This window comes from Streptomyces sp. DSM 120436 (assembly GCF_055778765.1).
On record NZ_JBSKBS010000002.1, the window covers coordinates 1,505,155 to 1,518,120 of the forward strand.

At 70.5% G+C, this 12,966-nt stretch carries 11 protein-coding genes; 5 read left to right on the forward strand and 6 right to left on the reverse strand.

The window, feature by feature from the left end; all coding sequences use genetic code 11:
* Nucleotides 1-110 precede the first annotated feature (110 nt).
* Genes tkt through pgl form a run of 5 tightly spaced genes read left to right on the forward strand, consistent with a single transcriptional unit; the run spans nucleotide 111 to nucleotide 6,725 of the window.
* Nucleotides 111-2,198, forward strand: a complete 2,088-nt coding sequence (tkt, locus tag ACWH4W_RS28950; RefSeq protein WP_473078757.1) for a transketolase — start codon at nucleotides 111-113, stop codon at nucleotides 2,196-2,198.
* 34 nt (nucleotides 2,199-2,232) lie between these two features.
* Nucleotides 2,233-3,351: a transaldolase gene (gene tal / locus ACWH4W_RS28955; protein WP_473078758.1), complete on the forward strand. Its 1,119-nt coding sequence runs from the start codon at nucleotides 2,233-2,235 to the stop codon at nucleotides 3,349-3,351.
* A 4-nt stretch (nucleotides 3,352-3,355) separates the two neighbouring features.
* On the forward strand, nucleotides 3,356-4,879 hold the full coding sequence (zwf, locus tag ACWH4W_RS28960) for a glucose-6-phosphate dehydrogenase (protein ID WP_473078759.1): 1,524 nt from the start codon (nucleotides 3,356-3,358) through the stop codon (nucleotides 4,877-4,879).
* Complete coding sequence (gene opcA / locus ACWH4W_RS28965) at nucleotides 4,876-5,943, forward strand: glucose-6-phosphate dehydrogenase assembly protein OpcA (protein ID WP_473078760.1); 1,068 nt, start codon at nucleotides 4,876-4,878, stop codon at nucleotides 5,941-5,943. Before zwf ends, opcA begins: the two co-directional genes overlap by 4 nt.
* Nucleotides 5,940-6,725: a 6-phosphogluconolactonase gene (pgl, locus tag ACWH4W_RS28970; protein WP_473078761.1), complete on the forward strand. Its 786-nt coding sequence runs from the start codon at nucleotides 5,940-5,942 to the stop codon at nucleotides 6,723-6,725. Before opcA ends, pgl begins: the two co-directional genes overlap by 4 nt.
* A gap of 154 nt (nucleotides 6,726-6,879) precedes the next feature.
* Here the strand turns inward: pgl and pgi are convergent, their stop codons facing one another.
* From pgi to gap, 6 genes are all read right to left on the reverse strand, one after another.
* On the reverse strand, nucleotides 6,880-8,529 hold the full coding sequence (gene pgi, locus ACWH4W_RS28975; protein WP_473078762.1) for a glucose-6-phosphate isomerase: 1,650 nt from the start codon (nucleotides 8,527-8,529) through the stop codon (nucleotides 6,880-6,882).
* Nucleotides 8,530-8,667: 138 nt separating this feature from the next.
* Nucleotides 8,668-9,003 carry an RNA polymerase-binding protein RbpA gene (locus tag ACWH4W_RS28980; RefSeq protein WP_085572314.1) on the reverse strand — a complete coding sequence of 112 codons (336 nt, stop codon included), beginning with the start codon at nucleotides 9,001-9,003 and terminating at the stop codon, nucleotides 8,668-8,670.
* A 211-nt stretch (nucleotides 9,004-9,214) separates the two neighbouring features.
* Nucleotides 9,215-9,445, reverse strand: a complete 231-nt coding sequence (gene secG / locus ACWH4W_RS28985; RefSeq protein WP_473079286.1) for a preprotein translocase subunit SecG — start codon at nucleotides 9,443-9,445, stop codon at nucleotides 9,215-9,217.
* A 144-nt stretch (nucleotides 9,446-9,589) separates the two neighbouring features.
* Nucleotides 9,590-10,366, reverse strand: a complete 777-nt coding sequence (gene tpiA / locus ACWH4W_RS28990) for a triose-phosphate isomerase (RefSeq protein WP_473078763.1) — start codon at nucleotides 10,364-10,366, stop codon at nucleotides 9,590-9,592.
* Between the two features lie 6 nt (nucleotides 10,367-10,372).
* Nucleotides 10,373-11,584, reverse strand: a complete 1,212-nt coding sequence (locus ACWH4W_RS28995) for a phosphoglycerate kinase (protein WP_473078764.1) — start codon at nucleotides 11,582-11,584, stop codon at nucleotides 10,373-10,375.
* Between the two features lie 158 nt (nucleotides 11,585-11,742).
* Nucleotides 11,743-12,750, reverse strand: coding sequence for a type I glyceraldehyde-3-phosphate dehydrogenase (gene gap / locus ACWH4W_RS29000; protein WP_473078765.1), 1,008 nt, complete (start codon nucleotides 12,748-12,750; stop codon nucleotides 11,743-11,745).
* Nucleotides 12,751-12,966: the final 216 nt, after the last annotated feature.

The following is a 12,966-nucleotide window of genomic DNA, read 5'->3' on the forward strand; positions in this document are numbered from 1 at the left end:
GCCCGCACTCTGGAACGACCCGGAGGAAGGCGCGTCCTCCGGGGGTAGGCTCGACCTCGCCGGTGGGTGAACACCGGCATCCGACATGTGGAGAGGAGCCCTGACTCAGGGTGAGCACCAAGCCGACCACCACAGACCTCGAGTGGACCGAGTGGGACCAGCGGGCCGTCGACACCGCCCGCGTTCTGGCCGCCGATGCCGTACAGAAGGTCGGCAACGGCCATCCGGGTACGGCGATGAGCCTGGCGCCTGCCGCGTACACCCTCTTCCAGAAGGTGATGCGGCACGACCCGGCGGACGCCGACTGGGTCGGGCGAGACCGCTTCGTGCTGTCCGCCGGCCACTCGTCCCTGACCCTCTACACCCAGCTCTACCTGGCCGGTTTCGGCCTGGAGCTGGACGACCTGAAGTCCTTCCGCACCTGGGGCTCGAAGACCCCGGGCCACCCGGAGTACGGCCACACCACGGGCGTGGAGACCACGACCGGCCCGCTCGGCCAGGGTGTCGCCAACGCGGTGGGCATGGCGATGGCCGCCCGTTACGAGCGTGGTCTGTTCGACCCGGAGGCCCCCGTCGGGGAGTCGCCGTTCGACCACTACGTCTACTGCATCGCCGGTGACGGCTGCCTCCAGGAGGGCATCTCCGCCGAGGCGTCCTCGCTGGCCGGCCACCAGAAGCTCGGCAACCTGATCCTGCTGTGGGACGACAACCACATCTCGATCGAGGGCGACACCGAGACGGCCGTCTCCGAGGACACGGTCAAGCGGTACGAGGCGTACGGCTGGCACGTGCAGCGCGTGGCGCCCAAGCCGGACGGCGACCTGGACCCGCACGCGATCTACGACGCGATCCAGGAGGCCAAGAAGGTCACCGACCGGCCGTCCTTCATCGCGATGCGTTCGATCATCGCCTGGCCCGCCCCGAACGCGCAGAACACCGAGGCCGCGCACGGCTCGGCGCTCGGCGACGACGAGGTCGCGGCCACCAAGCGGGTCCTCGGCTTCGACCCGGAGAAGACCTTCGAGGTCGCCGACGAGGTCATCGCGCACACCCGCAAGGCGCTGGAGCGCGGCCGGGCCGCGCGTGCCGACTGGGAGAAGTCCTTCCAGCAGTGGCGGGACGGCAACCCCGAGCGCGCCGCCGAGTACGACCGGATCGCCGCCGGCGAGCTGCCCAAGGGCTGGCAGGACGCGCTGCCGGTGTTCGAGCCCGGCAAGGGCGTCGCCACCCGTGCCGCCTCCGGCAAGGTGCTGCAGGCGCTCGGCGCGGTGATCCCGGAGCTGTGGGGCGGCTCGGCCGACCTGGCCGGCTCCAACAACACGACGATCGACAAGACGTCGTCGTTCCTCCCCGCCGGCAACCCGCTGCCCGAGGCGGACCCCTACGGCCGCACGATCCACTTCGGCATCCGCGAGCACGCCATGGCCGCGGAGATGAACGGCATCGCGCTGCACGGCAACACCCGCATCTACGCCGGCACCTTCCTGGTGTTCTCGGACTACATGCGCAACGCCGTCCGCCTGTCGGCGCTGATGCACCTGCCGGTGACGTACGTGTGGACGCACGACTCCATCGGTCTCGGCGAGGACGGCCCGACCCACCAGCCGGTCGAGCACCTCGCGTCGCTGCGCGCCATCCCGGGCCTGAACGTGGTCCGCCCGGCGGACGCGAACGAGACCGCGATCGCCTGGCGCGAGATCCTGAAGCGCTGGACCAAGGAGTTCGGCAAGGGCGCCCCGCACGGTCTGGCGCTGACCCGCCAGGGCGTGCCGACCTACGAGCCCAACGAGGACGCGGCCCGCGGCGGCTACGTGATGTTCGAGGCCGAGGGCGGCGAGCCCGAGGTCGTCCTCATCGCCACCGGTTCCGAGGTGCACGTCGCCGTCGAGGCGCGCGAGCGGCTGCAGGCCGACGGCGTGCCGACGCGCGTGGTGTCCATGCCGTCCGTGGAGTGGTTCGAGGAGCAGGACCAGGGGTACCGGGACAGCGTCCTGCCGCCGTCCGTGAAGGCGCGCGTGGCCGTCGAGGCGGGGATCGGCCTCACCTGGCACAAGTACGTGGGCGACGCCGGCCGCATCGTCTCGCTGGAGCACTTCGGTGCCTCGGCCGACGGCAAGGTGCTGTTCCAGGAGTACGGCTTCACCGCCGACAACGTGGCCGCCGTCGCGCGGGAATCGATCGCCGCCGCCCGGCGCTGACGCTCATATACGACACGTAGGAGAGGGAATTTCCATGACAGACGCACTGAAGCGCCTTTCCGACGAAGGCGTCGCGATCTGGCTGGACGACCTGTCGCGCAAGCGGATCACCTCGGGCAACCTCGCCGAGCTGATCGACCAGCAGCACGTCGTGGGCGTCACCACCAACCCGACGATCTTCCAGAAGGCGATCTCCGAGGGCGACGGCTACGACACGCAGCTCACCGACCTCGCGGCCCGGAGGGTCACCGTCGAGGAGGCCATCCGGATGATCACCACGGCGGACGTCCGCGACGCCGCCGACATCCTGCGCCCGGTCTTCGACGCCACCGACGGCCAGGACGGCCGGGTGTCCATCGAGGTGGACCCGCGCCTGGCGCACGACACCCGCGCGACGGTCGCCGAGGCCAAGCAGCTCGCCTGGCTGGTGGACCGGCCGAACACCCTGATCAAGATTCCGGCGACCGAGGCGGGCATCCCGGCCATCACCGAGGTCATCGGCCTGGGCATCAGCGTCAACGTCACGCTGATCTTCTCCCTGGAGCGCTACCGCAAGGTGATGGACGCGTTCGTGGCGGGCCTGGAGAAGGCCAGGTCCCGCGGCCTGGACCTGTCGGAGATCCACTCCGTGGCCTCCTTCTTCGTGTCCCGCGTGGACACCGAGATCGACAAGCGGATCGACGCGCTCGGCACCGACGAGGCCAAGGCGCTGCGCGGCAAGGCCGCCGTCGCCAACGCGCGCCTGGCCTACCAGGCGTACGAGGAGGTCTTCTCCACCGAGCGCTGGGCCGCGCTGGAGCGCGAGGGCGCCAACAAGCAGCGTCCGCTGTGGGCGTCCACCGGTGTGAAGGACAAGGCGTACAAGGCGACCATGTACGTCGAGGAGCTGGTGGCGCCGAACACGGTGAACACCATGCCGGAGGCGACGCTGTTCGCCACCGAGGAGCAGGGTGAGATCCGGGGCGACACGGTCTCCGGCACCTACGAGCAGGCGCGCGCCGACCTGGACGCGATCGAGCGGCTCGGCATCCCCTACGCCGAGGTGGTGCAGCTTCTGGAGGACGAGGGCGTCGACAAGTTCGAGGCGTCCTGGAACGACCTGCTGAAGTCGACCGAGGCGGAGCTCCAGCGCCTCGCCCCCTCGGAGGGCTGAGATCTTGTCGAGCAGCAATCCGCTGCGTGACCCCGCTGACCGACGGCTCCCGCGCATCGCGGGGCCGTCGGGCCTGGTCATCTTCGGCGTCACGGGTGACCTGTCGCGCAAGAAGCTGATGCCGGCCGTGTACGACCTCGCCAACCGGGGGCTGCTGCCGCCGGGCTTCTCGCTGGTGGGCTTCGCCCGCCGGGAGTGGGCGGACGAGGACTTCGCGCAGGAGGTCCACGACGCGGTCAAGGAGCACGCGCGGACCCCCTTCCGCGAGGAGGTCTGGCAGCAGCTCGTCCAGGGCATGCGGTTCGTGCAGGGCACCTTCGACGACGACGAGTCCTTCGAGCGGCTGCGCGGCACGATCGAGGAACTGGACAAGGCGCAGGGCACGGGCGGCAACTTCGCCTTCTACCTGTCGGTGCCGCCGCGGTCCTTCCCCGTGGTCATCCAGCAGCTGAAGAAGCACGGGCTGGCGGACCAGACGGACGGTTCCTGGCGGCGCGCGGTCATCGAGAAGCCGTTCGGGCACGACCTGAGGTCGGCGGAGGAACTGAACGCCATCGTCCACGAGGTGTTCGCCCCGGAGCAGGTCTTCCGGATCGACCACTACCTGGGCAAGGAGACCGTCCAGAACATCCTGGCGCTGCGCTTCGCCAACCAGATGTTCGAACCGATCTGGAACCGGTCCTTCGTGGACCACGTGCAGATCACCATGGCCGAGGACATCGGCATCGGCGGCCGGGCCGGCTACTACGACGGCATCGGCGCCGCCCGCGACGTCATCCAGAACCACCTCCTCCAGCTGCTCGCGCTGACCGCCATGGAGGAGCCCGCCTCCTTCGACGCGGACGCGCTGGCCGCGGAGAAGACCAAGGTGCTCGGCGCCGTGCGGCTGCCCGGGGACCTGGGCCGGGACACCGTGCGCGCGCAGTACGCGGCCGGCTGGCAGGGCGGCGCGAAGGTCATCGGCTATCTGGAGGAGGAGGGCATCGACCCGTCCTCCAAGACGGACACCTACGCGGCGATCAAGCTGGGCATCGACAACCGCCGCTGGGCGGGCGTCCCCTTCTACCTGCGCACCGGCAAGCGGCTGGGCCGCCGGGTCACCGAGATCGCGGTGGTCTTCCAGCGGGCGCCGCACTCCCCCTTCGACACCACGGCCACCGAGGAGCTCGGCCAGAACGCCATCGTGATCCGCGTCCAGCCGGACGAGGGCGTCACGGTGCGGTTCGGCTCGAAGGTGCCGGGCACGTCGATGGAGATCCGGGACGTGTCGATGGACTTCGCGTACGGCGAGTCGTTCACCGAGTCCAGCCCGGAGGCGTACGAACGGCTGATTCTCGACGTCCTGCTCGGCGACTCCAACCTCTTCCCGCGCACGGAGGAGGTCGAGCTGTCCTGGAAGATCCTCGATCCGATCGAGGAGTACTGGGACGCCCACGGCAAGCCGGCCCGGTACCAGGCCGGCACCTGGGGACCCGCCGAGGCGGACGAGATGCTCGAGCGAGACGGACGGAGCTGGCGCCGGCCATGAAGACAGACCTCACGGACACCACGGCCAGCAAGATCAACAAGGCGCTGGTGAAGGCCCGTCGGGCCATCGGCACCCCGGCCGTCGGCATGGTGCTGACCCTGGTCATCGTGACGGACGAGGAGAACGCCTACGACGCGCTGAAGGCGGCCGGCGACGCCTCGCGCGAGCACCCCTCGCGCACACTGGTCGTCATCAAGCGCGTCTCCCGTTCGCCGCGGGACCGCACGCAGTCGCGGCTGGACGCCGAGGTGCGGGTCGGCGCGGACGCCGGCACCGGCGAGACGGTGGTGCTCCGGCTGTACGGCGAGGTCGTCGACCACGCCCAGTCGGTGGTGCTGCCGCTGCTGCTGCCGGACGCCCCGGTGGTGGTGTGGTGGCCGGTCAACGCGCCGCTGGACCCGGCGAAGGACCCGCTGGGCGCGCTGGCCCAGCGCCGGGTGACCGACACCTACGCCTGCGAGCAGCCGGTGAAGGAGCTGGCCGCCCGCGCCGACGCCTACACCCCGGGCGACACGGACCTGTCGTGGACCCGCATCACGCCGTGGCGTTCGATGCTGGCCGCCGCGCTGGACCAGGTCGCCTGCGAGGTGCAGGGCGTCGAGGTGGAGGGCGAGGAGTTCAACCCGAGCTGCGAGCTGCTGGCGATGTGGCTCGCGGACCGGCTGGACGTCCCCGTGAAGCGCACCCGCTCGTCGGGCCCGGGTCTCACGGCGGTCCGCATGGACACCGACTGCGGCCCGATCGTGCTGGACCGCGCCGACGGCTCGCTGGCGACGCTGGCCATCCAGGGCCAGCCGAAGCGCGCGGTGGCACTGAAGCGCCGGGACACCGCCGAGCTGATCGCGGAGGAACTGCGCCGGCTGGACCCGGACGACACCTACGCGTCCGCCCTGCGCTACGGCGTGGAGCGGCTGAAGCAGGGGGACGGCGGTGACGCGCCGGCCAAAGGAGAAGGGGAGGCCGGCGGACGGGAGGCCGTCCCCGCTCCCGTCGAGTCGGTCGCGAAAGGCCCCGCGGCCGAAGCGACGGCGGAGGCGCCGGTGAAGAGGGCGGCGGTCAAGTGAGTACGGCACCCCAGCTGGTCGTGCACCGGGACAAGGAGCTGATGGCCCAGGCCGCGGCGGCCCGGCTGATCACCAGGATCGTGGACGCGCAGTCCTCCCGGGGCGAGGCGTCGGTCGTGCTGACCGGCGGCCGCAACGGCAACGGCCTGCTGGCCGCGCTGGCCGCCGCCCCGGCCCGGGACGCGATCGACTGGTCGCGTCTGGACCTGTGGTGGGGCGACGAGCGGTTCCTGCCCGAGGGCGATCCGGACCGCAATGTCACCCAGGCCCGGGAGGCGCTGCTGGACGCGGTGCCGCTGGACCCGAAGCGCGTGCACGCCATGCCCGCGTCGGACGGTCCGCACGGCTCGGACGTGGAGGCGGCGGCCGCCGCCTACGCGCGGGAGCTGGCCGCGGCGGCGGGACCGGAGGACCACGGCGCGGTGCCGTCCTTCGACGTCCTGATGCTGGGCGTGGGCCCGGACACCCATGTGGCGTCCCTGTTCCCGGAACTGCCCGCGGTCCGCGAGACGGAGCGCACGGTCGTCGGCGTCCACGGCGCCCCCAAGCCCCCGCCGACCCGGGTCACCCTCACCCTGCCCGCGATCCGCGCGGCCCGCGAGGTGTGGCTCCTGGCCGCGGGCGAGGACAAGGCGGAGGCCGCCGCCATCGCCCTCTCGGGCGCGGGTGAGATCCAGGCCCCCGCAGCGGGCGCGTACGGCCGCTCCCGCACCCTGTGGCTCCTTGACGCGGCGGCGGCGTCCCGGCTCCCGAGGTCGCTGTACCTGCCGGCGACGCCGTAGTCGGCCCGTCCGGCACTTGGGGCCGAGGCCCTGAGGGGGCCCGGGCGCGGCCCCCGGGAACGGGAAGGAAGGGGCGGAAGGGCGAACACCCTTCCGCCCCTTCTGGGCTGCTGGTGCCGTGCGGGGGGCGGCCGTCCGCTCCCCGCGCCCGGTGTCAGCGTCCGCGCAGCTCCCGGTAGGCGGCCACCAGGGCCTTGGTGGACGGGTCGAGGCCGGGGACGTCGGCTCCCTCGGTGAGCGCGGGCTCCACGCGCTTGGCGAGCACCTTGCCGAGTTCGACGCCCCACTGGTCGAAGGAGTCGATGTTCCAGATGGCGCCCTGCACGAACACCTTGTGCTCGTAGAGGGCGACGAGCTGGCCGAGCACGGACGGCGTGAGCGCCCGGGCGACGATCGTGGTGGTGGGGTGGTCGCCCCGGAAGGTCTTGTGCGGGACCAGGTCCTCGGGCACGCCCTCGGCACGCACCTCGTCCGGGGTCTTGCCGAAGGCCAGCGCCTGCGTCTGGGCGAAGAAGTTGGCCATCAGCAGGTCGTGCTGGGCGGCGAGCCGGTCGCTCAGCTCCTCCACGGGCTCGGCGAAGCCGATGAAGTCGGCGGGGACCAGCTTGGTGCCCTGGTGGATCAACTGGTAGTAGGCGTGCTGCCCGTTGGTGCCCGGCGTGCCCCACACGACCGGTCCCGTCTGCCAGGTCACGGGGTGACCCTGGCGGTCCACCGACTTGCCGTTGGACTCCATGTCGAGCTGCTGGAGGTAGGCGGTGAACTTCGACAGATAGTGCGAGTACGGCAGCACCGCGTGCGACTGCGCGTCGTGGAAGTTGTTGTACCAGACCCCCAGCAGGCCCATCAGCAGCGGTGCGTTGGCCTCCGCCGGGGCGGTGCGGAAGTGCTCGTCGACGATCCGGAAGCCGTCCAGCATCTCCCGGAACCGGTCCGGACCGATCGCGATCATCAGCGACAGCCCGATCGCCGAGTCGTACGAGTACCGCCCGCCGACCCAGTCCCAGAACTCGAACATGTTCGCCGTGTCGATCCCGAACCCGGCGACCTTCTCCGCGTTCGTCGACACGGCGACGAAGTGCCGCGCCACCGCCTCCTCGTCACCGAGCCCTTCAAGAAGCCAGGCGCGGGCGGACGTGGCGTTGGTGACCGTCTCGATCGTGGTGAACGTCTTCGACGCCACGACGAACAGCGTCTCCGCCGGATCCAGGTCCCGGATCGCCTCGTGGAGGTCGGCGCCGTCGACGTTGGAGACGAAACGGAACGTCAGGTCCCGTGCGGTGTGGGCGCGCAGCGCCTCGTAGGCCATCGCCGGGCCCAGGTCCGAGCCCCCGATGCCGATGTTGACGACGTTGCGGATGCGCCGGCCCGTGTGGCCGGTCCACTCCCCGGAGCGGACCCGGTCCGCGAAGTCGGCCATCCGGTCCAGCACCGCGTGCACGGCCGGGACGACGTTCTCCCCGTCGACCTCGATCACCGCGTCCCTGGGCGCCCGCAGGGCGGTGTGCAGCACCGCGCGGTCCTCGGTGGTGTTGATCCGCTCCCCGCGGAACATGGCGTCCCGCAGCCCGAACACGTCCGCCGCCGCGGCCAGTTCACGCAACAGCCGCAGCGTCTCGTCGGTGACCAGATGCTTGGAGTAGTCGACGTACAGATCGCCGACCCGGAGGGTGTAACCGGTGCCGCGGTCCGGGTGGGCCTCGAACAGTTCGCGCAGCCGTACCTCGCCGAGCTCCTCGCGGTGCTTGGCCAGTGCGGTCCATTCGGGCGTCTGGTTGAGCCTGCTACGGCCGTCTGCGTTCATCTCGGACTTCAGCCTTCTTCCTTGGACGTCCCCGCTGTGCCGACTGATCCCAACCTAGTTGATCAGCGATGAGGAGGACGGAAGGGTCCGGAGAGCGAACCGGCCGGGGGCGGGCGTGTGCGCCCGGTGCGGCGGGTGCTAGAGCTCGCCGCGCAGCTTGGCGAGCGCCTCGGCGAGGATCGCCTCGCCGTCCGCGTCGCTGCGCCGTTCCCGCACGTAGGCGAGGTGCGTCTTGTAGGGCTCGGTGCGCGGCGGGTCCGGCGGGTTGTCGCGGTCCTGCCCGGCCGGGAAGCCGCAGCGGGGGCAGTCCCAGGTGTCGGGGACCTGCGCGTCGCTCGCGAAGCTCGGCTGTGTCTCGTGCCCGTTGGAGCACCAGAAGGAGATGCGCAGCCGCGGCGCGGACTCGCCGCGCTCGGCCTCGCCCATCGGCCCCGCCCCGACCCGGCTCCCCCGGATCGCGTTGCCACTTGCCACGGTCGTAACTCCCTGCGTAATGGTGCCGCGAAGCGAGTCGGCGTACCGCTTCGCCGCGGGCGCCTCAGTCTACGTAAGGCCCAACGCGCGTCCAGTGATAGGAGTTACCTGTCTCCGCATCCAGACGCAAGCCCCATGATAGGCCGCGCTCAGGTGCGCGTACCGAACATGGGGCGTTACGTGGGGATGCGGGCGGATCGCGCCGCGTGGGTCAGTCGTTCAGCTTCATCATGATGCCGAGCACCACGATGCACGCGGCCCACAGCAGACCGACCACGACCGTGATCCGGTCGAGGTTGCGCTCGGCGACCGAGGAGCCGCCGACGGACGACTGCATGCCACCACCGAACATGTCGGAGAGGCCGCCGCCCTTCCCCTTGTGCATCAGCACCAGCAGCATCAGCAGCAGGCTGAAGACGATCAGGGCGATGGAGAACCCCAGAACCACGGCTGGACCAACTTCCTCGGAAACGGATGGACGACACGGGGCCCAGCACGGGACTGGACCCCGCAAGAGTACGACGGATCAGCCCTGTGGCCTACTCCCGTCCCCGGGGTGCGCCCGCGCGGGACGCACCCCGGTCACTCACTGGTCGCGGAAGCGGATGATCTTGACGAACTCGTCGGCGTCCAGCGAGGCGCCGCCGACCAGGGCGCCGTCGATGTCGGCCTGCGCCATGATCTCGGCGACGTTGCCGGACTTCACGGAGCCGCCGTACTGGATGCGGACCTTGTCGGCCAGCTCCTGGGAGTACAGCTCGGCCAGCTTGCCGCGGACGGCCGCGCAGACCTCCTGCGCGTCCTCGGCGCCGCAGACCTTGCCGGTGCCGATGGCCCAGACGGGCTCGTAGGCGATCACGACCGACTCGGCCTGCTCGGCCGGGACGTCCTTCAGGCCGCCCTCGACCTGGGCGAGGGTGTGGGAGACGTGGTTGCCCGCCTCGCGGACCTCCAGCTCCTCGCCGACGCACAGGATGGGGGTGAGGCCGTGCTTGAAGGCGGCCTTCACCTTGGCGTTGACGACCTCGTCGGTCTCGGCGTGGTACTGGCGGCGCTCGGAGTGGCCGACCGCCACGTAGGTGCACTTCAGCTTGGCCAGCATGGGGCCGGAGATCTCGCCGGTGTAGGCGCCGCCGTCGTGGGCCGAGATGTCCTGGGCGCCGTACTTGATCTTCAGCTTGTCGCCGTCGACCAGGGTCTGCACGGAGCGCAGGTCGGTGAACGGCGGCAGGACGGCGACCTCGACGTCCTCGTAGTCCTTGTCGGCCAGGGCGAAGGCGAGCTTCTGGACCTGGGCGATGGCCTCGAGGTGGTTGAGGTTCATCTTCCAGTTGCCCGCCATCAGCGGCGTACGGGTGGTCATTGAGGGTCAGTCCTCCAGTGCTGCGAGGCCGGGGAGCGTCTTGCCCTCGAGGTATTCGAGGGAGGCGCCGCCGCCGGTCGAGATGTGGCCGAATGCCTGCTCGTCGAAGCCCAGGGTACGGACCGCGGCGGCGGAGTCGCCGCCGCCGACCACGGTGAAGCCCGGGGAGTCGAGGAGGGCCTGGGCGACCGTCTTGGTGCCCTCGGCGTAGTCGGGGTGCTCGAAGACGCCCATGGGGCCGTTCCAGAAGACGGTGGCGGCGTCGGCGAGCTTCGAGGCGTAGAGCTTGCGGGTCTCCGGGCCGATGTCCAGGCCCATCTTCCCGGCCGGGATGGCGTCCGCGGCGACGTTCTCGGGGTTGCCCGGTGCCTTGGCCTTCATGTCGGGGAACTCGCCGACGACGAGGGTGTCGACCGGGAGCACCAGCTCGACGCCGTTCTTCTCGGCGCGCTCCAGGTACTCCTGGACGGCCGGGATCTGGTCCTCCTGGAGCAGGGACGAGCCGACCTCGTACCCCTTGGCCTTGAGGAAGGTGTAGGCCATGCCGCCGCCGATGAGGATGCGGTCGGCCCTGCCGAGCAGCTGGTCGATGACGGCCAGCTTGTCGGAGACCTTGGCGCCGCCGAGGGCGACCACGTAGGGCCGCTTGACGTCGTCGGTGAGCTTCTTCAGCACGCCGACCTCGGTGGCGATGAGGTACCCGGCGTAGTGCGGCAGGCGGGCCGGGAGGTCGAGGACCGAGGCGTGTCCCCGGTGCACCGCGCCGAAGCCGTCGCCGACGTAGACGTCGGCGAGAGCGGCCAACCGGTCGGCGAAGGCGCCGCGCTCGGCGTCGTCCTTGCTGGTCTCGCCCGGGTTGAAGCGCAGGTTCTCGAGGACCGCGACCTGGCCGTCGGCGAGGCCGGCGACGGTCGAGGCGGCCGACTCGCCGACCGTGTCGGTGGCGAACGCGACGTCGGCGCCGAGGAGTTCACCGAGGCGCGTGGCGGCCGGGGCGAGCGAGAAGGCGGGGTCCGGGGCGCCCTTGGGGCGGCCCAGGTGCGAGGCGACGACCACGCGGGCGCCCGCGTCGGCGAGCGCCTTGACGGTGGGCAGCACAGCGCGGATGCGGCCGTCGTCGGTGATGGCGGTGCCGTCCAGCGGCACGTTGAGGTCGGCGCGGACGAAGACCCGCTTGCCCGCGACGCCTTCGGAGAGGAGTTCGTCGATCGTCTTCATGAGGGCTCCCTGTCAGAGCAACGTGTTCAGCGACCTGTTCGCTCGTGATCGCTTCCGATCGGAGGAGGGCGACCGTTCCGATACGTGCGTCAGGGCTCGGACGGCGCGTCGCCGCGCCGTCCGAGCCCTGCACTCATATCAGGCCGCCCGCTCCACGATCAGAGCTGGTTGCCGATGAAGACCGTCAGGTCGACGAGGCGGTTGCTGTAACCCCACTCGTTGTCGTACCAGCCGATGACCTTCACGTTCTTGCCCTCCTGGACCATGGTCAGGGAGGAGTCGAAGGTGCAGGACGCCGGGGCGTTGACGATGTCGGAGGAGACGATCGCGTCCTCCGTGTACTCCAGGTAGCCCTTCAGCTCGCCCTCGGCAGCCTTCTGGAAGGCGGCGTTGACCTCTTCCTTGGTGACCTCGCGGGAGAGCTCGACCACCAGGTCCGTGACGGAGCCGGTGGGGACCGGGACGCGCATGGCCATGCCGTCCAGCTTGCCCTTGAGCTGCGGCAGCACCAGGGCGGTGGCCTTCGCGGCGCCCGTGGTGGTCGGGATGATGTTCTCGGCGGCGGCACGGGCGCGGCGCAGGTCCTTGTGCGGGAAGTCCAGGATGCGCTGGTCGTTCGTGTACGCGTGGACCGTCGTCATCAGGCCCTTGACGATGCCGAAGTTCTCGTCGAGCACCTTCGCCATCGGCGCCACGCAGTTGGTGGTGCAGGAGGCGTTGGAGATGACGTGGTGGTTCGCCGGGTCGTACTGCTCGTGGTTCACGCCCATGACGAGCGTGATGTCCTCGCCCTTCGCCGGGGCGGAGATGACGACCTTCTTGGCGCCGCCGGCGATGTGCTTCTCGGCGTCTTCCTTCTTGGTGAAGATGCCGGTCGACTCGATGACGATGTCGACGCCCAGCTCACCCCACGGGATGTCGGCGGGGTTGCGCTCGGAGAGGACCTTGATCGTCTTGCCGCCGACGGTGATGGTGTCCTCGGTGTGCGAGACCTCCTGCTTGAGACGGCCCAGGACGGTGTCGTACTTGAGCAGGTGCGCGGTGGTCGCCGTGTCGCCCAGGTCGTTGACGGCCACGATCTCGATGTCGGCGCCCTGCTCCAGAAGCGCACGGAAGTAGTTCCGACCGATGCGGCCAAACCCGTTGATGCCTACGCGGATCGTCACGAACCGATCTCCTCGTTGGTGCGCCGGCTCTGACGCCGGCGAGCTGTATTTGGGATGTCCCCGACCACTGTCGACCCTACCTCTCCGGGGCCCCGGCCGTGACATCGAGTTGTCCCATACCCGGCAGGGCGGCCCGTACCCGTCAGTAGGGTACGGACCGCCCCAGGCGCCGGACTTCGGTCACCCGTTTTTCGCCGTCCTGCCGTCCGTGACCGC

Coding starts and splice junctions, on each gene's coding strand:
- ACWH4W_RS28995 (WP_473078764.1), bottom strand. CDS start 11,584: ATGAAGACGATCGACGAACTCCTCTCCGAAGGCGTCGCGGGCAAGCGG.
- tpiA (WP_473078763.1), bottom strand. CDS start 10,366: ATGACCACCCGTACGCCGCTGATGGCGGGCAACTGGAAGATGAACCTC.
- pgi (WP_473078762.1), bottom strand. CDS start 8,529: ATGAACGCAGACGGCCGTAGCAGGCTCAACCAGACGCCCGAATGGACC.
- tal (WP_473078758.1), top strand. CDS start 2,233: ATGACAGACGCACTGAAGCGCCTTTCCGACGAAGGCGTCGCGATCTGG.
- opcA (WP_473078760.1), top strand. CDS start 4,876: ATGAAGACAGACCTCACGGACACCACGGCCAGCAAGATCAACAAGGCG.